The sequence below is a fragment of the Paraglaciecola aquimarina genome (genome assembly GCF_032464635.1).
Lineage (GTDB): Bacteria > Pseudomonadota > Gammaproteobacteria > Enterobacterales > Alteromonadaceae > Paraglaciecola > Paraglaciecola aquimarina.
Genome location: NZ_JAWDIO010000002.1, coordinates 186,629 through 205,299 on the forward strand (window position 1 = coordinate 186,629; position 18,671 = coordinate 205,299).

Below are 18,671 nucleotides of genomic sequence, written 5' to 3' on the forward strand. Positions count from 1 at the left end.
TGGTTAGTGCCATGAACTTTGCAGAAAACGGCACTTTTAGCGATCAACGAGGCGAAACAGGCACTTGGCTTGTGAATGCGACCGGCGAAATTGAAGCACAATGGGCAAACAACACTAGCCTAGTCATCACACCAACCGCTTATACCGAAGATATTAAAAGGTATGAGATTGAATGGAAAGTAGACAACAGCCAAGCTATCACGTCCGTAGCCTATATGCGAAATGCCGCTAGCCTTAGCTTTACTAGCCAAGAGCTTTGGGGCAATACCTTTTATTATGCTTGGTATGCCACCGCAGCAGATTGCAATGTACCTGGGTATGTCATTGAACCGATAAGCTTTGCATCAAATGGCGCGTATACACTCGACAATTGTGATAGCGACATACTAGAAAATGGGACCTACAACATACTGGAGAATGGTAACTTACGGATAAACTTTGGTGAGGGTGAGTTTGTCAAAAAAATAGCCTACAACGCTGATATCGGTGGCTGGTTACATTGTTATGAACAGGTGGATTCTGCGCTGTGTGCCACAAATGAAACGGGTTATTTCGTGACAAGCCAAGCTGATGCTCAGGCCTATATTGATAGTAAAAGTAACTAACCGACAGGTTAAACTGGCATGTCCAATTCTGGACATGCCAACTTCGCAATTAGTTGGAGTTGGCCATAAGCCGGGTTCTGTCGTGGGTAATCATTCATCTAGGCCAGCAATCGCTCACTGGCTCAAGCAACACACCCGATCTCAACGTGGGCCACGCCATAAGAGATCCTATTTGGTCTTGCTCCGGGTGGAGTTTACCTTGCCGTATACTGTTGCCAGCAACGCGGTGCGCTCTTACCGCACCCTTTCACCCTTACCGATTTGTTACGAATAACAAACAGGCGGTCTCCTCTCTGCTGCACTTGTCGTCGGCTTACACCGCCCAGGCGTTACCTTGGCACCCTGCCCTGTGGAGCCCGGACTTTCCTCCCTTTAGAAATTCACGAATGAAAACTAAACGGCGATTACCAGGCCAACTCCGGTGGCGGATTCTACGCAGGTTGCGATAAGGATACAAATCTAAATCAACAAGCCCGACTAAATACTGACTCTTTTATAAGGTCGATACTGTGCATTCCAAAAGTTTGCGTCTATTTTCTGCTCCAGTTCTTCATCAGGCACCTCTAAGGCTAAACCTTGTGCCATGGCAATTTTACCTACGTCAAACGCAATTTTCTTACTCAACATAGCAATTTCCCCTAGCGGAGGTAGCAACTCACCTTGACCATTAATAGCCAAAGGCGAAGCATTCGCCAGTGCGTTGCTGGTCGCCATTAACATTTCATCCGTGATAAATTCTGCTTTTGAAGCAATCACACCCAATCCAATCCCCGGGAAAATATAACTGTTATTACACTGTGCAATGGGGTAAATCTTACCTTTATATGCGACTGGTTTGAATGGGCTACCTGTGGCGACAATGACGTTTCCATCGGTCCACTCAATCACTTGTGATGGTGTTGCTTCCACTTGGCGTGAAGGGTTACTCAAAGGAAATATAATAGGCAATTCACAATGTCGTTTCATAGTGCGAATAACTTGCTCGGTAAACAACCCTGCTTGACCAGACACACCGATCAAAATATCGGGTTTAGCCTGGTCCATCACCTCTAGCAAACTGGCATATTCACCTTCAACCGACCATTCTTTTATTGCCGCAAGTGGCTGGACCAAACGCTGTTGGAAGTCTCGCAATCCTTGCAAACCTTCGGTCAACAAACCATAACGGTCAACCATAAACACTTGACTACGGGCTTGTGCATCTGAGATCCCTTCATTACACATCTGTTTAATAATTTGCTCAGCAATACCACAACCGGCCGACCCTGCACCAACAAAGGCTACAGTTTGCTCAGACAACTTAACCTGTTTGCTTTTACATGCGGCTAAAATAGTGCCCACAGCTACGGCTGCCGTACCTTGTATATCATCATTAAAGCAACAAATTTGTCTGCGATAGCGCTCGAGTAAAGGCATGGCATTAGGCTGGGCAAAATCTTCAAACTGCAACATCACTTCTGGCCAACGGCGACGGATGGCGTGAATAAACATATCCACAAATTCGTCGTACTCAGCTTGGCCGATACGTTTATGCCTAGCCCCCATGTACATTGGATCGGCTAGTAACTTTTCATTGTTGGTGCCCACGTCTAACATAACAGGTAAGGTATAAGCAGGACTAATGCCGCCACATGCGGTATATAGTGATAACTTGCCAATTGGGATCCCCATGCCACCAATACCTTGATCACCTAGTCCCAAAATTCGTTCACCATCAGTAGCAACGATAATTTTTACCTTTCGTTTTGTGGCGTTACGTAGAATGTCATCCATATGATGACGTTCAGAATAGCTAATAAACAAACCACGAGAACTACGGTAAATATCCGAAAATTGTTCACAGGCATCTCCCACAGTAGGGGTATAAATGATCGGCATCATCTCGTTAATATGCGCCTGGATCAGCCTATAAAACAACGTTTCATTATTGTCTTGAATAGCACGTAAATAAATATGTTTATTCATAGGTTCATCAAAACTAGAATACTGCATATATGCACGTTCGACTTGCTCTTCAATGGTTTCATAACGTGGCGGTAAAAGACCCGTCAGGTTAAAGGCAACACGCTCTTGTGCGCTAAATGCACTCCCCTTATTTAACAAGGGGGTTTCTAATAGCGATGGCCCTGAGTGGGGAATGTATAACGCATTTTTAAGGGCGGGTTTGACCATGTTAACTTTATCCTTTGGATATTAAATTTACGATTTGTGACTATGGAAGCTAGAAAATATCTTCTAGCTGTTGACCATTCAATTCACCATCTTCATTGGAATAAATTATCTCATCTTCGGCTACGTACATTGTCGGCTGCGTACCTTGACTAAAGTATTCAAACATAGAAGTCTTGTCAGTTCTATTGGTTAATTTTCCAGTATTTTTGTCGATGCGTAAGGTAATGATATTGGCCGGCATAGGCAAATTATGGGTGGGTTTATCTGCTAAGGCATATTGCATAAACCTTATCCACGCAGGCTGTGCAGCTAGCGCGCCCGCTTCACTGCCAATCATTGCATTACCAATATAATTAAATTTTTGTGGGTTTTTGTTAACTAAATTCTGATTAGCCGTAGTGCGTCCTAACCTGCGGTTGCTGTCATCAAAGCCTACCCAGGCAGTCGCTACTAGGTCAGGGGTAAAACCACTAAACCAGGTATCACGCACATCATTGGTTGTACCTGTTTTACCTGCCACATCAGAACGTTTAAGCAACAATGCGGTTCGCCAACCTGTACCTCGATTGTTCCAGTGACCATTAATTTGTACTGCCGAACGCATCATTTCTGCGACCAAAAAAGCGTTTTCTGCACTAATCACTCTAGGCGCGGACAACACCGGCTCTGCGGGCTCAGTCGTCTGAGATTGGGTATTAAACTCAGCGGCTAGTAACGCTTCGATATCATTCGGATCAATGGGGTCAGCTTCCGCCTGCGCCTGTTCACAAGGGTCGCAAGCTTGTGCTGGATTCGCCTTCCATAAAGTTTGTCCATATTCATCTTCGATTCTTTTAATAAAATAGGGCTCAATCAAAAAGCCACCATTGGCAATGACCGACATCGCAGTCGCCACTTCGAGCGGTGTATGCGATCCAGAACCCAGCGATACGGTTTCATCTTTAGGAATATCCTCTTTGTCAAAACCAAAGCGTGACAAATACTCGGTAACATTGTCTAGACCAACCGCTCGCAACAACCTAACCGACACAACGTTTTTCGATTTACTTAAGGCAACACGCATTCTAATTGGCCCATCGTACTCGGGAGGGGAGTTCTCTGGTCGCCAAGCCGTGCCTGAACCCGCTTGCCATTGAGTAATGGGCGCATCATTGATAATGCTAGCGATATTGAAACCATTCGCCAAAGCCGATGAGTAGATAAAGGGTTTAATATTTGAACCCACTTGCCGTTTTGCTTGAGTCGCTCGGTTAAATTGACTTTGATAGAAACTATACCCCCTATCACTGCCTGTACTGCGCCATCTTTAGGATCTAGAGCCACAAAAGCACTACTGGCTTGCGGAAACTGCGTAAGCTGCCAGTGAGCATCTTCAGGCCGTTGACGCACTAGAATGAGTGCGCCTTCTTGCACAATATCAGCTGCACTTTTCGGAGCTGCACCTTGTTTAGAATCATTAATAAAAGGTCGAGCCCAGTCTAACCCTTCCCAATCAATAATGCTGTACTTGCCTTGTTGAGTAAAAATAACGATATCTTTTTCATTCACTTTTACCACTATCGCGGGTTTTAAAGGTTCGAACGTAGGGTGATTCTGCAACACCTCTAACATTTCGGCTTCGCTTAAAGGTTCGGAACGGTCGGAAGATAACGGCGCATTAGTCTGGTTGGTGTTCGCTTCGGGCGATACCCATAATTGCCTCTCAGGGCCGTGATACCCATGTCGCTCGTCGTAATCATGTAGATTTCTTCTCACTGCAGCTTGCGCTGCTCGCTGCATATCCGAGTCGACCGTAGCATAAATTTGATACCCCCCAGTTTCAGCTTCATCTTTTCCATATAACTCAATCATTTGATTGTAAATTATATCGGCGAGATAAGGCGCATCTAGATCAATTTCGGCACCATGTTTCACAGCAGTTACCTCTGCGCTTGCCGCTTCTTCAAATTGTTGTTGATTGATGTAGCCTTCATCCAACATTCTTAGCAAGACAATTCTTCTTCGCGCTATTGAGCGCTCGGGACGACTAATAGGATTTAACACTGAAGGAGCCTGAGGTAGACCTGCGATGGTTGCGATTTGAGCTAAAGTCAATTCATTGAGATCTTTACCATAATACACTCGAGCCGCGGCACCAAAACCAAAAGCTCTATGCCCCAGCTCAACTTTATTTAAGTACAGCTCTAAAATCTCTTGCTTAGTTAAAACCTGTTCCATATGCCAAGCAATAATAATTTCCCGTATTTTCCGAATAAAAGTTTTATCACGGGTCAGGAAAAAATTTCTTGCCATTTGCATAGTTAGGGTACTACCACCTTGGCCTTTCTCACCTGTAATAACCAAGTTAACGAAAGCTCGCATCATACCGATTGGGTCAATTCCGTAGTGCTCATAAAAACGACTATCTTCGGTAGCTATCACCGCTTTTTCTAACATATCTGGTATTTGTTCTAGCTTAAGCGGAATCCGCCTTTTAACCCCATACTGAGAAATAAGTTTGCCATCTTTAGAGTAAATACGCATGGGCGTTTGCAGACGTACATCTTTCAAAACCTCCACACTAGGCAGGTCAGATTTTATATGAAAATAAGTACCGAAAATAACAGCTATACTTAATAAAAACAGTGCAAAAAAGACAATTAAGGCGGGTTTAAGATACTTCACAGATAAATAATACCAAGGCAACTTTTAATAAATGATCTACATTTTATACCTATGTACGCTGATTAGAACCATAAAATACAAAAAATATCACGAATAATGTTAATGGAAGTTATTTTCAATAGGATGAAGCCAACTAATGCACTTATTCAGCCCCAAACCCCAACAGATAATAGGCCTTGATATTGGCACTCGTTTTATAAAAGCCGTCTCCTTAGAGAAAGCCAAAGAGCACATTACCCTATCTGGTTTTGCTTGCGAGCCCATATCTAGTCATGCTTTCAACGAACGAGAAATCAAAGATTTTGAAGCCGTCAGTCACGCCCTGAAAAAAGTGAAGTCATCTCTTGGCAGCAACAACAATTTAGTGGTGATAGCCGTTTCAGGCTCAACAGTGCTAAATAAGACGGTATGTATCGATGCTCCACAAACTGACTACGAGCTTGAAAATCAAATTGAGCTCGAAGCCGACAGCTTAATTCCCTATCCATTCGACCAAGTTTATATCGACTTTGAAAAATTGGAAATCAACAAAGCGAACGACGATAAAGTGGCGGTGCTATTAAGTGCTGTTCACAAAGATATTGTTGACCGTCGAACCACGCTTTTGGCAGAGGTCGGCTACGAGACAAAAATTGTCGACTTAGAAAGTTATGCCTTAGGTACAGCAGTCGCCGCATTATATCCAAGCCAGAACACAGACAACATAAGCTGTATTAATATAGGCGCAACGCAATTACAGTTCTGCACGCTGTGCAATGGGCAAGTAATTTTCACTCAAGAGCATCATTTTGGTGTAGACCCATTAATTGAGAATTTAATCGAACAATACAACCAAACTCGCGTTCAAATTGAATCACAATTAAAAGACAACTCACTCCCCACCCAATGGAAACAACAAGCTTACTCACTGTTTTTAGATACGTTACAACAGCACATTGATAAAATTATCCAAGTCTACGTAAGCTCGACTGGTGCGAATCGCCCTGACTCACTGCTAATTAGCGGCGGTGCAGGACATCTAGATAATCTAGCCAAAGACCTTTCAGCCGAATTTGGCATTGAATTCATCGCCTTTAACCCTTTTCATTCAATGACAATTGACCACTCTATATCGGTCACAGAACTAGCCAAAGTCACCCCACAAATGGCGATAGCGGCGGGGTTAGCATACAGAGGATTTCAACCATGGCACATATAAACTTATTGCACTGGCGAGAAAACCGCAGAACCGAACAAAAAAACGATACTTAACATTGTTAGCTGGCATCGCGTTACTGTGTCTTTCTCTGATGTTCAGCGTCGGCCATATTATTGAACGTTTGAGCACAAACCAAAACGTTCGCAATCGGTTTATTGAACAACAAACCTCCCTGTTAACCCAACAGATTGGCAAATAGTACAGATTAAAAAAGACAAGCAAGCTCTCCAGCAAAAAATGTTGTTAATCGAACAACTAGAATCCAGCCGCAATGTAGTGCCAATAGTACTAGACGAACTGGTTAAGCTGGTACCAACTGGATTGTCTTTTAAACGAATTTCTCGGCTAGGCAATCAAATTGAAATTCTAGGCGTGAGTGAATCCAACAATCGTCTGGCGGATTTTATGCGCAAAATTGAGACCTCTACTGTTTTTAGCCGCCCCACGCTATCTTCAATAGTTGCCGATACCTCTACTCTTAAAGCAATAAGCGAATTTACATTAACTTTTAGTATTGAGCCGAGAGTTGCTCCGGAACTATCTATCCAGTCCGAGGAGCCAAGCAAATGAAATTTAACGTTAGCAAGCTTAAAGAGATGAACAACCTCGATTTTGAGCAAATTGCCACTTGGCCCTTTGAGGTGAAAACAGTGCTGGCATTGCTCACGGTAATATTAAGCCTAAGCACTGGTTATTACTTATTTGTAAAATCAACCTTACCTACCTTAAATGAAACTCAGGGTAAAGAGCCTGAGTTAAAACGAATCTACCAAGCTAAATACCGAATTGCCGTCAACCTCGCTGCCTATGAAAAGCAATTAGCCAGATTACAAAGTGATTTTTCCTCGATGCTAAAATCTCTTCCCACTAATAACGAAACCACAGGATTACTAGACGATATCACCCTAGTAGGCACCTCTGCTGGTTTAACCTTCAAATTGCTTAACTGGCAAAGTGAAGTACCTAAAGATTTCTATACCGAGCTCCCTATCAAAATGGAAGTGACGGGTAACTATCATGATTTTGGTAAATTCGCTTCAAAAATAGCAGGGCTGCCGCGCATAGTAACCGTACATGACTTTGAGGTAAGCCCAAATACCGACACCCTAACCTTACAAATACAGGCAAAAACCTATCGAACATCGCTAAATAAACAACTGGCAACGGATCACAACAGGACTAAGGGACAACAAAAATGAAACATGCACTTACCGTAGTTTCTGTCATTTTATTAATGTCTTGCGAATCGCAAACTGACGACTTGCAGCTTTTCATCAAAGACGTCCAACAAACCACGGCACTTAATATTGAGCCCTATCCTGAGTTCGAAAGTAAGCCAGCTTTTGTTTACGGTGCGACAAAATTACGTAGCCCTTTTAAACACCTAAAAACCCCACCAGCAACAAAAGCAAATACTGTGTCTCAATCAAATTGTACACAGCCCGACTTTGCTCGAACCAAACAGGTACTCGAAAGATTTGGTATCGACAGGTTATCTGTAACCGGTGTATTTTTTGCTAACGGCAAGCAATGGGCGTTAATTAAAGTGGCTTCTGGTGAATTATATAAAGCTACGGTCGGAGATCACTTAGGCCTATTCTTTGGCAAAATTGATTCAATCAAAAATGGTGTCGTTGCTTTTACAGAAATGCAGCCTGATGGTGCCGGCTGCTGGCAAAAGAAACAAGCCTCGCTGACTATGACTGTTAAAGCAGGAGACATAAATGTTTAAATATTCTCTGCTTAGCACAAAACAAACCTATTCCTACACGCTACTGATTTGGGCATTTTCTGTGACTTTTAGCTGCACAACCTTTGAGGCGGCTAGCCAAAATCCGCCGACTATACTGATTGACCCACAGACCAGCGCTTACTTGACTGAGTTACAAGATATTCAATTCAATCGCTTACCTAGTGGAGGCGGACAAACCATATTAAGTTTTAACAATAACAACTTTCAAATGCAGCTAAATGCCAAAGCTAACACCCTTGCACTCACTTTACCCAAAGTAAGGCTAGGTAAAGATCAATTATTTACTCTAGACCTCTTAAATTTTGCTACACCAGTACACTCAATTGAGACCTTCCAAGATAAAGCTCAATCTAGAGTTGAGTTCACACTTTTAGACAAGGTTAATTTTCGTCATCAAAAGAAAGCGAATCGACTAACCATTGAAATAGAGAAAAAACCTGTCGATGCGCCAGTTCATTCTTTACAACAGCACTTCAAAGGCGATCCCATCTCTTTAGATTTTCAAGACGTACCTGTACGCCAAGTTTTACAGATAATCGCCCAAGTGAATAACTTTAATTTAGTCACCACAGACACGGTAACCGGCAATGTCACCATCAGTTTATCTGGCGTACCATGGGATCAGGCGTTGGCGATGATATTAAAAATAAAAGGCCTGGATAAGCGCTTAGAAGGAAATATATTGCTGATTGCTCCTACTGAAGAATTAACTGCGCGGGAGACTTTGCAATTACAAGCAAAACAGAAAGTCGCAGAATTAGCGGGGTTAATATCGACCAATGTGCAAATTAACTACGCCAAAGCGTCAGCGCTTGCCGCCATTCTTAAAACTACCGAAAACAGCGTTCTCACTTCAAGAGGTAGCGTCATGGTGGACGAACGCACCAATACTCTGTTGCTAAGAGATACTCAAGCTTCAATCGACGAGGCAATACTCTTGGTTAACGCCTTAGACATTCCAATAAAACAAGTGTTAATTGAGTCAAGAATGGTTACCGTAAGAGATAACGTTAGTGAAGAGATTGGCGTGCAGTGGGGGCTAAATAAACGCATTAGTAATGGAGGGATTTCTGGCTCACTTAGCGGCTCGAACGCTGTCGCTTCTGGCACCGTCCCGCCTCTAGCGGATAGACTAAATGTTGCGCTGCCTATTACCCATCCTGCTGGCCGCATTGGGCTACAAATAGCCCGATTAGCAAACGGCAGCATCATAGATTTAGAATTGTCGGCACTCGAATCTGAAAACAAGGGAGAAATTATAGCTAGCCCTCGTATTACCGTAGCCAATCAACATCAAGCTTACATCGAGCAAGGGACAGAAATTCCCTACGTGCAATCTACCTCTAGTGGTGCGACCTCAGTAGAATTCAAAAAAGCAGTACTTAGCATGAAAGTGACCCCACATATCACGCCAGACAATCGAATAATTCTTGATTTAGTCGTAACACAAGATACCAGAGGCGATACAGTACCCACATCTACTGGCGATGCTGTGGCAATTGATACCCAAGAAATTAGCACTCAAGTACTAGTGGATAATGGTGAAACTATCGTTTTAGGTGGAATATTCCAACAAGCCTCAAGCGATGAAGTAGCAAAAGTGCCCTTTCTGGGGGACATTCCACTAATTGGCAACCTATTCAAGAAAACCACCGAACGAATAGAAAAAAGAGAATTACTTATTTTTGTGACACCAAAAATCTTGGCAAATCCGCTAACAACGGCAAACTAATTGTTCGATAATCAGTTTAGCGAAACAAAAACACCCGTTTTTATCACCTTTTTAAAGTTTTTTTCGATAATCATGGATGTTTAAATCTACAAAGCTTGCAAATTTCGGGTTAAAGCTGAGATAATCCCCGCCTCGAAATTTTGACGAGGTCTGGTTAATCCATAAAAGGGTAGCCGAACAATCTTTCTACCCCTTAAATAAACATAGTTGTGAAATAAGCAAAAATGGCTGAAAAACGTAATATATTCCTAATAGGCCCCATGGGTGCTGGTAAAAGCACAATTGGTAGGCACCTTGCAGATGAACTTCATTTAGAATTCTTTGACTCAGATCATGAAATTGAAAAACGCTCTGGCGCTGATATAGCCTGGATCTTTGATCTTGAAGGAGAAGAAGGTTTTCGTGTTCGTGAAGAAAATGTCATCAACGACCTAACCGACAAACAAGGCATTGTTTTAGCGACAGGCGGTGGTTCAGTAGTAAGTAAAAATGTGCGCAACAGATTATCTGCACGTGGCATTGTGGTTTATTTACAAACTACCATCGATAAACAAGTAGCCAGAACACAACGTGATAAGCGTCGTCCGTTACTACAAAAAGATGATCCAGAAGTAGTATTACGTAATCTTGCAGAAGAACGTAATCCATTGTATGAAGATGCAGCCGATTATATCGTTGATACTGACGACCAAAGTGCTCGTGCAGTGGCTAACCAAATCATCGAAAAAATAGGTCTGTAATTTTAATCTAACTGTTCCAATAGGGCTACGCTTCTTATGACGACACTTAAAGTAGAGTTGGGTGAGCGTAGCTACCCTATCTCAATTCAAGCCAATCAGTTTGCTCAAGCTGATGTTATTACTCAGTATTTAACGACTAAAAAAGTCGTGGTAGTGACCAATGATGTCATTGATGCATTATTCTATCCCGTTGTGGCTAATGCATTAGCTGGATATGAAGTCACTAAACTTGTTGTGCCTGATGGCGAGCAACATAAAAATCTACAAAGCTTTGAATCTGTTATCTCGCAACTTTTGGCTATGTCTGCTGGTCGAGATACAACCCTAATTGCATTAGGCGGTGGTGTTATTGGCGATTTAACCGGGTTTGTAGCAGCATGTTTTCAAAGAGGCGTACCTTTTATCCAGATACCAACGACCTTGTTATCTCAGGTTGATTCTTCTGTTGGTGGTAAAACAGCAGTAAACCATCCTCTGGGTAAGAATATGATTGGCGCGTTTTATCAACCACAAGCAGTGATTATTGATACCAATAGCTTATCTTCATTGCCACCTCGTGAGTTTGCCGCAGGGATGGCCGAGGTGATCAAGTACGGGATCATCTACGATTACGACTTCTTTGTTTGGTTAGAAAACAATCAACAAGCCATTAAACAGCAAGATCAGGCCGCGCTGCAATACATGATTGCCCGTTGTTGTGAGATAAAAGCTGAAGTAGTCGCTATTGACGAAAGAGAGTCAGGGTTACGTGCCATTCTCAATCTTGGTCATACATTTGGCCACGCAATTGAAGCAGAACAAGGCTACGGTAACTGGTTACATGGTGAAGCTGTAGCAACAGGCATTGTTCTTGCTTCAGCAGTAGCAACTAAGATGAATTGGCTCGAAGCGTCAGAATATAGTCGCATAGAATCATTGTTACAAGCATTTGAGTTACCGACTAACGCACCTTCAGACATGCATTTTGACGAATTTATCAAACATATGCGTCATGATAAAAAGGTACTGGCAGGCAATCTAGTATTTATTATTCCGCAAGGCATTGGTAAGTCGGTCATAACAAAAGATGTGAGCGAAGAGGTGCTGCGAACTATTCTTTCTTAGGGAGCCAAATTCGGCTCATTATATTTTCATAGTGAGCCCAACTTAAGGAAAACGGTAAGAATGCCATTGTCAGAACTGAGTGATAGATTAGACTGTTTAACTAGTTTTTCATCACAACTTGTCTTTGTATGCACCGACAAAATTAAGCAACAATCTAAATTTGTTGAGACCTATATTAGCCAACAAGATGACCAGACTGATCTTGCCTTACTGACCGCCGATGAGCTCACACCGTTAGCCATATACCGCGAAAAACTATTCCATCAATTAATTGGTCAACATCAAGGCTGCAATTTTACCTTGCCCCTTAATCAAGTGTTGGCGGCGCTTAATCAACACGAAGGCCCCGTGTTAATCAGTATTTTTCAAGCAGAAAAACTACCTACTAAATTAGTCAAAGAATTATGGGAACTGGTTTTACAAAGCCGCTTTGCTAATAACAAACAGCACCTGAATATTCTACTAATGGGTCAATCAGACTGGGCCGAAAAAACCAAGAATATTATCGCCGCCAACTCAAAAGAAAAACCCATACTGATCAATAGTGTAAACAATCACATCGATAATCATGCCGGTCAACAATTCAATATCGAACAAGCAATACAACACAGCCAACAAATGGACAATATAGATGTAGATGCTCAAAAAGATCATCACAAAGGCAAGGCTGTGTATAAAAAATTGTGGGTTATTGCAGTCATTTGTTTAGTATTTTTGGCTACTTTTGTGGGCATGCTTTATTGGCTATACCCAAATAAGATACGAGATATTTTAGCCACCTCAGCGCCCGAGCCACAAAGCAGCGGGCTAGTCATATCACAACAAGTCGAATCGAAAGTTGATGATATGTCTGAGTTACTTAGCCCAGAGCAAGTCGCCATTGAAACGGTTACCAGCACAACAAAGAAAACCCTTCTAGCCGACTCCAAGGCGAGCGCTATAGAACAACCAGCTGCTAATACGAGCACCAACAGTTTACAGATAGACTCAGTTAAAGTGGGGGCTGAAGATTTAGTCACAGCATGGAATGCCGAAAAGCCTAAGCTAGACACTCAACCACTCAATACGTCAACAATAACGACGCCTATATCAGCGGGTTTACCCGACGTACAGGCTATTGATTTAGCGACATTAACATCTAAAAATCCACCTTTAGCAGATGAAGTTCCTATCCAAATCACCCAATTAGCACCAGAAATAGTACAAGTTGAAGCACTCACAATAAGTAATCAAGCCACAGACTACCCAGTAGCAGATATTATCAGTGCTGCACCTATCTCAGCGCCACTATCCACTACAGCAACCACAGTACGCCAAACGAAAACACAAAACACCCCAGCTAGTGAGATTAAAGACCGCTCAGCCACACTCAGTACTTTACCTAGTAATCTTTTCGTTATTCAACTCACAGCCATGAGCAACTTTAGCTTGCTCAAAGAATATATCGAAGATGAAAATTTATCCGACTCTGTTTGGCTTTATACTACTCAACGTTATGGGGGTAATTGGTATGTACTCATTTACAATCAGCATTTCGATACAATCAACCAAGCTAGACAACAAATAAGCCAATTGCCCAGTCAGATGTTGAAAAATGAACCATTTGCTAAAACTATGCGCCAAGTTCAACAAGAAATTGCAAATTCACAACCATAAGCCAATTGTTGTTTGCCCCATAGCTAGATACAATTCCATGTATATGCTGTAAATTGTAGACTGCTGATCTAAACAAACTGTCTCTTCCAGTATTTTCGGTAATTTCATAGACTAGGCAGTTTTAAACAAATAATGAAAAACAAAAAATCGAGAGCCTTTTTAAAATGGGCCGGTGGCAAATATAATCTAGTAGAAGCCATTACTGAACAACTACCCCAAGGCAGAAAACTGATAGAGCCTTTTGTCGGCGCAGGCTCAGTGTTTTTAAATACTGACTACCCTAAATATTTACTGAACGACATTAACCCTGATCTGATTAACCTCTATAATATTGTGAAAACCCAATCCGAAAGTTATATTGCGGATAGCGCCACTTTATTTAATGCCCAGCACAATCAAGAAAAACGATACTACGAGTTAAGAGACAAGTTTAATCGTAGTACTGATATTTATGAACGAGCGGTACTATTTCTTTACTTAAACAGACACGGATACAACGGGTTATGTAGGTATAACAATAGCGGTGGATTTAACGTACCTTTTGGTCGTTACAAAGCTCCCTACTTTCCTGAGAAAGAGTTGATATTTTTTGCCGAGAAAGCCAAAAAAGCCACTTTCACTTGCGAGTCTTTCGAAAAAACATTTTCTAAGGCGAGAAAACACTCAGTGATATACTGCGATCCTCCCTATGCGCCAATTAGTAAAACTGCGATGTTTAATGCTTACGCGAAAGGTGGGTTTACTTTAGATTGCCAAGTAAGATTAGCCGCCATTGCCACTCGTACTTTTAATCATCGTAACATTCCTGTACTGATCAGTAATCACGATACGGAATTTACTCGCAGCATATATCAAGACGCAGAAATCAGCACCTTACAGGTCAGTCGTTTTATTAGTCAAAATGGGGGGAATAGAAAGAAAGCGGCCGAACTGTTTGCGCTCTATAGTCATACTTCGCACATCAGTAAATAATACCAATTCCATTAAATAGCGATGCATTCACAACGAACCAGCAGTTTGTGAATAAGCTGACGACGTGCAGGTATGATTGCTCCCATTCCAATACTGCCAACCCAATGCAAAATCAGCTGGGACGTTCCCGCTGAGTGCACAATGACTTATTGGAGTTGGTCTAAGGATCAATAAAAAGGGAAGATTATTTTCGGTCGGTATAATCTTCGGTAGTGTAGTCTTTAGTTCTAGAGAGCAATTCTAATAAATCAATAAAATGAAACTGATACGAACTAGAGCTGCCTTTAATCCAAGAAGACCAACTCACCGCATCAGATTGTGTCGCTGCACACTTATTAATAGGATGGCTTAAGGGTAAGGTATGGTTAAATGCTATATTAGGCTCGCATTTACAAAACAACTGGCCTTCATCTAAAGAGGACGAGACATTACCCAAGGTTAAAATCGCAATGAGGCCGAGTCCGCTCAAAGAACATATCGATGCTATTTTCCTATTCATAATAATACTCTCCTCAATAAAGATGAAACATTATACTCACGTACAAAATTTCGACAACTCCCACTTAACTCAGTAGTTAGTTAATTCGTCGTTTTATGGATGATAATCACCGTAGGAAAGTAAACGGCTTAAACAAAAATGCCAGCTATAAGCTGGCATTCACAAGATGTTTTTTTAGTAAAAACAGCTTAGAAACTTGTGCCCCAACTCGCCACAAATTTAATATCGCCGTCGCCCGAATCTGTTTGCGCTTTAGATACGCTAAAAGTGAAATCGCCTTTACTAATATCTGCTTGGATATGAGCAAAATCAACATCGCCCTGAGTATCAGTATCAAAGTCGTAGTAACCTGCAGTTAAACCTAAGCTGTATTCGTTTGGCAGATCAAAACCGTAACTTACGCTGTAATAAAGGTCGCCAGCATCAAAAGTTGAACCATCGTCATACTCACTATTTGCCGTGTAAGCTACGCCAAACCCGAACGCACCTAATGAACCATTAAAATAGAGTTCTCCAAAGTTACTGTCAGTTAAATCTGTATAAGCATAATATACATAGCCAACATCATAACTAAAGTCACCCGACTGTCCGCCGTAACCAAGATAAAAGTCAGTTTCTGCACCAGAACCTTCCCCTAAAGAACCAACCCAAGTTCCTGCATAAAATCCAGAATCTGCGGCATAATCAAGACCACCAGAAACTGATGCAGAATCACTACTCTGGGTCATGCCACGCCATAAGTAATTGCTTGTAACGCCTATATTTGCACTCACTTCAGCAGAAGCAACTTGGCTAAAACTTGAAGCGGCTAAAACAGCTGCGGCTAGTGTGGTTAATTTTAGAAATTTCATGTGTGTTCTCCAATTTATTTAAAGTAAATTCGGTTTAAAAACTACTTATGTGTTTTATTTTCCTGATACTGGTAACGCAAATCCGATGCCGAAAAACCAAAACCCTTGGAGGTCGTTTTATTTACTTGTAAACAATTGAATAATATGACTTTTAATTATTTTAACTAAGACAATGATATTTAAACCACTGTTTTCAAATATAGTAAATAGCACCACAAGTGAACATTTGTTCAGTTTTGGTGCAAAAAACATACAGCTATTGTCAATACGTAAAATTAACTAGATACTTATTTTTCATATCGCTCTTATTGTACTTTTGTCTATTTCCATTTTTCTGTAAAGTACTAGCTTTTGAGCATTGGGCCTTCTATGACTAAATACTTGATAGCACCTTCGATTTTGTCTGCAAATTTTGCCAAGTTAGGTGAAGATGTTGATGCAGTATTAGCCGCCGGTGCAGATGTTGTGCACTTTGACGTTATGGACAATCACTATGTTCCTAACTTAACTATTGGTCCTATGGTGTGTGAAGCACTGCGTAAGCATGGCGTAACCGCTGATATTGATGTGCACTTAATGGTGCAGCCGGTGGATGACTTAATTAGTCAGTTTGCTAAAGCTGGTGCAACCTATATCAGCTTTCACCCGGAAGCGACCCAGCATTTAGATAGAAGCCTGCAGCTTATTATCGACTCGGGCTGCAAACCTGGTTTGGTATTTAACCCAGCCACTCCCTTACATTATTTAGATGATGTAATGCACAAGTTACATCACATTTTATTGATGTCGGTCAATCCAGGTTTTGGTGGCCAGAGTTTTATTCCCCATAGTTTAGATAAATTAAAGAAAATCCGAGCATTAATTGATAGTTCTGGCTTCGATATTAGATTAGAAATTGACGGTGGAGTAAAAGTCGATAATATTCGCGCCATCGCAGAAGCGGGAGCCGACATGTTTGTTGCTGGCTCTGCTATTTTTAATCAATCAGATTACAGCCAAGTTATCGATCAAATGCGCGCTGAACTAGCAAACGTAAATCGTTAACCTTTGAAACTACTATATAGATTAATAAAATTATGAGTAAACCTATTGTATTAAGCGGCTGCCAACCTTCTGGCCAACTAACCATCGGCAACTATATTGGCGCACTTCGTCAATGGGTGAATATGCAAGATTCACACGATTGTCTCTATATGCTAGTCGATATGCATGCCATTACTGTGCGCCAAGATCCCAAAGCTCTGTATAACGCCTGCTTAGACGGTCTAGCATTGTACATAGCGTGTGGTATCGATCCTGAAAAAAGCACGGTATTTGTTCAGTCACATGTACCGCAACATGCCCAATTAGGTTGGATTATGAATTGCTACACCCAGATGGGTGAGTTAAATCGTATGACTCAATTCAAGGATAAGTCAGCTAAAAATGTGTCTAACATTAACTCTGGTTTGTACACCTATCCAGCACTTATGGCCGCTGATATTTTACTTTATCAGGCCAATCAAGTACCTGTTGGGGATGATCAAAAGCAACATTTAGAACTTACCCGAGATATTGCTGCTCGTTTTAATAACCTATATCAGCCAACCTTTACCGTTCCAGAACCTTTTATTCCAAAGGTAGGTGCACGAGTCATGAGTTTACAAGATCCTACAAAGAAAATGTCTAAGTCAGACGACAACATTAATAATTTTGTAGGCTTATTAGAAGACCCTAAAAAGATTACGAAAAAGATCAAACGAGCAGTGACGGATTCAGACGAACAAGCGCGCATTTATTTTGATACGGCAGAAAAACCTGGCGTGTCTAACTTATTGAGTTTGTTGTCATGTGCAACAGGTACGCCTATTAATGAACTTGTACCAAGCTACGAAGACAAAATGTATGGGCATCTTAAAGGAGACGTTGCCGATGCGGTTGTCTCTTTATTAGAGCCAATACAAGCGAAGTTCGCTACTTTACGCAATGACCAGACCGAACTCGATCGCATTATGCGTAATGGCGCAGAACAAGCACAAGAGAGGGCACAGCAAACTATTGACAAAGTATATAAAGCAGTTGGCTTCATCCCTAAACCTTTGTAACTTACAGCAAACAATATGTTGCTACTGATCGATAACTACGATTCGTTCACACACAATTTGGCCCGATATTTTATCGAATTGGGCCAAGATGTGCTTATCAAGCGGAATGACGAAGTTTCTTGTCAAGAAATTCAAGCTTTACACCCCGACTATCTGGTTTTTCTCCCGGACCTTGTACCCCTGATCAAGCAGGCATCACATTGCAAGCTATTGCAACCTTTGCTGGAAAAATTCCTATGTTAGGGGTGTGCTTAGGCCATCAAGCAATAGGCCAGGTTTGGAGCCAAGGTAATACGAGCCAAGCAAGCTATTCATGGTAAAACATCAAGGGTATACCACTGTGACAGCCAGCTATTTCAGCAGGTTGAAAACCCATTCAATGCCACTCGATACCATTCACTTTTATTAGATATAGATTCTGTACCCGCACAATTCACTGTCACAGCTTGGTGCCAAGATGACCGAATCCTCGAGTCTAAAGAAGTCATGGCAATTGAATATAAATCGCAAAAAATCTATGGTGTACAATTCCATCCGGAGTCTTTATTAACCGAATATGGGCATAAAATACTAGAAAACTTCCTAACTAGCGCTTAAATGGGCAGAAATTGTGAAGAACAATAGTGATAGTGGTATAATAT

The 18,671-nt window shown here is 41.6% G+C and carries 15 protein-coding genes, 1 other RNA gene and 2 pseudogenes; 13 read left to right on the forward strand and 5 right to left on the reverse strand.

Going from position 1 to position 18,671, the window contains the following annotated elements; genetic code table 11:
• Window positions 1–11: 11 nt before the first annotated feature.
• The gene (locus tag RS130_RS01565; protein ID WP_316024493.1) at window positions 12–605 is read left to right on the forward strand and encodes a hypothetical protein; all 594 of its coding nucleotides are present in this window, start codon (window positions 12–14) and stop codon (window positions 603–605) included.
• A 51-nt stretch (window positions 606–656) separates the two neighbouring features.
• Here the strand turns inward: RS130_RS01565 and rnpB are convergent.
• From rnpB to RS130_RS01580, 3 genes and pseudogenes are all read right to left on the reverse strand, one after another.
• Window positions 657–1,025, reverse strand: an RNA gene (gene rnpB, locus RS130_RS01570) — RNase P RNA component class A.
• Between the two features lie 57 nt (window positions 1,026–1,082).
• A complete protein-coding gene (locus RS130_RS01575; protein WP_316024494.1) occupies window positions 1,083–2,777 on the reverse strand; it encodes an NAD-dependent malic enzyme in 1,695 nt (564 codons plus the stop codon).
• 49 nt (window positions 2,778–2,826) lie between these two features.
• Window positions 2,827–5,441 (reverse strand): annotated as a pseudogene (locus RS130_RS01580) (penicillin-binding protein 1A).
• A gap of 136 nt (window positions 5,442–5,577) precedes the next feature.
• Here RS130_RS01580 and pilM point away from each other — a divergent pair.
• From pilM to RS130_RS01625, 9 genes are all read left to right on the forward strand, one after another.
• On the forward strand, window positions 5,578–6,639 hold the full coding sequence (gene pilM, locus RS130_RS01585) for a type IV pilus biogenesis protein PilM (RefSeq protein WP_316024495.1): 1,062 nt from the start codon (window positions 5,578–5,580) through the stop codon (window positions 6,637–6,639).
• A 237-nt stretch (window positions 6,640–6,876) separates the two neighbouring features.
• Entirely contained in the window at window positions 6,877–7,209 is a 333-nt protein-coding gene (locus tag RS130_RS01590) for a PilN domain-containing protein (protein ID WP_316024496.1), read from the forward strand.
• Complete coding sequence (locus tag RS130_RS01595) at window positions 7,206–7,838, forward strand: type IV pilus inner membrane component PilO (protein ID WP_316024497.1); 633 nt, start codon at window positions 7,206–7,208, stop codon at window positions 7,836–7,838. Before RS130_RS01590 ends, RS130_RS01595 begins: the two co-directional genes overlap by 4 nt.
• The gene (locus RS130_RS01600; protein WP_316024498.1) at window positions 7,835–8,371 is read left to right on the forward strand and encodes a pilus assembly protein PilP; all 537 of its coding nucleotides are present in this window, start codon (window positions 7,835–7,837) and stop codon (window positions 8,369–8,371) included. Before RS130_RS01595 ends, RS130_RS01600 begins: the two co-directional genes overlap by 4 nt.
• Window positions 8,364–10,124, forward strand: a complete 1,761-nt coding sequence (locus RS130_RS01605; RefSeq protein ID WP_316024499.1) for a type IV pilus secretin PilQ — start codon at window positions 8,364–8,366, stop codon at window positions 10,122–10,124. The genes RS130_RS01600 and RS130_RS01605 overlap by 8 nt, the downstream gene beginning before the upstream one ends.
• A 224-nt stretch (window positions 10,125–10,348) precedes the next feature.
• Window positions 10,349–10,864, forward strand: a complete 516-nt coding sequence (gene aroK, locus RS130_RS01610; protein ID WP_158972089.1) for a shikimate kinase AroK — start codon at window positions 10,349–10,351, stop codon at window positions 10,862–10,864.
• 36 nt (window positions 10,865–10,900) lie between these two features.
• Entirely contained in the window at window positions 10,901–11,968 is a 1,068-nt protein-coding gene (gene aroB, locus RS130_RS01615) for a 3-dehydroquinate synthase (protein WP_316024500.1), read from the forward strand.
• A 60-nt stretch (window positions 11,969–12,028) separates the two neighbouring features.
• The gene (locus RS130_RS01620; RefSeq protein ID WP_316024501.1) at window positions 12,029–13,624 is read left to right on the forward strand and encodes an SPOR domain-containing protein; all 1,596 of its coding nucleotides are present in this window, start codon (window positions 12,029–12,031) and stop codon (window positions 13,622–13,624) included.
• Window positions 13,625–13,756: 132 nt separating this feature from the next.
• Window positions 13,757–14,596 carry a Dam family site-specific DNA-(adenine-N6)-methyltransferase gene (locus RS130_RS01625; RefSeq protein WP_316024502.1) on the forward strand — a complete coding sequence of 280 codons (840 nt, stop codon included), beginning with the start codon at window positions 13,757–13,759 and terminating at the stop codon, window positions 14,594–14,596.
• Between the two features lie 184 nt (window positions 14,597–14,780).
• On the opposite strand, the gene RS130_RS01630 is transcribed toward RS130_RS01625, so the two are convergent.
• Both RS130_RS01630 and RS130_RS01635 read right to left on the reverse strand, forming a co-directional pair.
• A complete protein-coding gene (locus RS130_RS01630) occupies window positions 14,781–15,095 on the reverse strand; it encodes a hypothetical protein (protein WP_316024503.1) in 315 nt (104 codons plus the stop codon).
• Between the two features lie 188 nt (window positions 15,096–15,283).
• The gene (locus RS130_RS01635) at window positions 15,284–15,946 is read right to left on the reverse strand and encodes a TorF family putative porin (protein WP_316024504.1); all 663 of its coding nucleotides are present in this window, start codon (window positions 15,944–15,946) and stop codon (window positions 15,284–15,286) included.
• 369 nt (window positions 15,947–16,315) lie between these two features.
• Between RS130_RS01635 and rpe the strand changes: the two genes are divergently transcribed.
• From rpe to RS130_RS01650, 3 genes and pseudogenes are all read left to right on the forward strand, one after another.
• Window positions 16,316–16,990 (forward strand): ribulose-phosphate 3-epimerase, encoded by a 675-nt coding sequence (rpe, locus tag RS130_RS01640; RefSeq protein ID WP_316024505.1) that lies wholly within the window; start codon window positions 16,316–16,318, stop codon window positions 16,988–16,990.
• A gap of 32 nt (window positions 16,991–17,022) precedes the next feature.
• Window positions 17,023–18,030, forward strand: a complete 1,008-nt coding sequence (gene trpS, locus RS130_RS01645; RefSeq protein ID WP_316024506.1) for a tryptophan--tRNA ligase — start codon at window positions 17,023–17,025, stop codon at window positions 18,028–18,030.
• A 15-nt stretch (window positions 18,031–18,045) separates the two neighbouring features.
• A pseudogene (locus tag RS130_RS01650) lies at window positions 18,046–18,627 on the forward strand (anthranilate synthase component II).
• The last annotated feature ends 44 nt before the right edge of the window (window positions 18,628–18,671 follow it).

Excerpts from the sequence above, each read along its gene's own strand:
- RS130_RS01635 (WP_316024504.1), bottom strand. The coding sequence starts at position 15,946 with ATGAAATTTCTAAAATTAACCACACTAGCCGCAGCTGTTTTAGCCGCT.
- RS130_RS01605 (WP_316024499.1), top strand. The coding sequence starts at position 8,364 with ATGTTTAAATATTCTCTGCTTAGCACAAAACAAACCTATTCCTACACG.
- trpS (WP_316024506.1), top strand. The coding sequence starts at position 17,023 with ATGAGTAAACCTATTGTATTAAGCGGCTGCCAACCTTCTGGCCAACTA.
- RS130_RS01600 (WP_316024498.1), top strand. The coding sequence starts at position 7,835 with ATGAAACATGCACTTACCGTAGTTTCTGTCATTTTATTAATGTCTTGC.
- RS130_RS01625 (WP_316024502.1), top strand. The coding sequence starts at position 13,757 with ATGAAAAACAAAAAATCGAGAGCCTTTTTAAAATGGGCCGGTGGCAAA.
- RS130_RS01565 (WP_316024493.1), top strand. The coding sequence starts at position 12 with ATGAACTTTGCAGAAAACGGCACTTTTAGCGATCAACGAGGCGAAACA.
- RS130_RS01590 (WP_316024496.1), top strand. The coding sequence starts at position 6,877 with ATGTTGTTAATCGAACAACTAGAATCCAGCCGCAATGTAGTGCCAATA.
- aroB (WP_316024500.1), top strand. The coding sequence starts at position 10,901 with ATGACGACACTTAAAGTAGAGTTGGGTGAGCGTAGCTACCCTATCTCA.
- RS130_RS01630 (WP_316024503.1), bottom strand. The coding sequence starts at position 15,095 with ATGAATAGGAAAATAGCATCGATATGTTCTTTGAGCGGACTCGGCCTC.
- pilM (WP_316024495.1), top strand. The coding sequence starts at position 5,578 with ATGCACTTATTCAGCCCCAAACCCCAACAGATAATAGGCCTTGATATT.
- aroK (WP_158972089.1), top strand. The coding sequence starts at position 10,349 with ATGGCTGAAAAACGTAATATATTCCTAATAGGCCCCATGGGTGCTGGT.
- rpe (WP_316024505.1), top strand. The coding sequence starts at position 16,316 with ATGACTAAATACTTGATAGCACCTTCGATTTTGTCTGCAAATTTTGCC.
- RS130_RS01595 (WP_316024497.1), top strand. The coding sequence starts at position 7,206 with ATGAAATTTAACGTTAGCAAGCTTAAAGAGATGAACAACCTCGATTTT.
- RS130_RS01575 (WP_316024494.1), bottom strand. The coding sequence starts at position 2,777 with ATGGTCAAACCCGCCCTTAAAAATGCGTTATACATTCCCCACTCAGGG.
- RS130_RS01620 (WP_316024501.1), top strand. The coding sequence starts at position 12,029 with ATGCCATTGTCAGAACTGAGTGATAGATTAGACTGTTTAACTAGTTTT.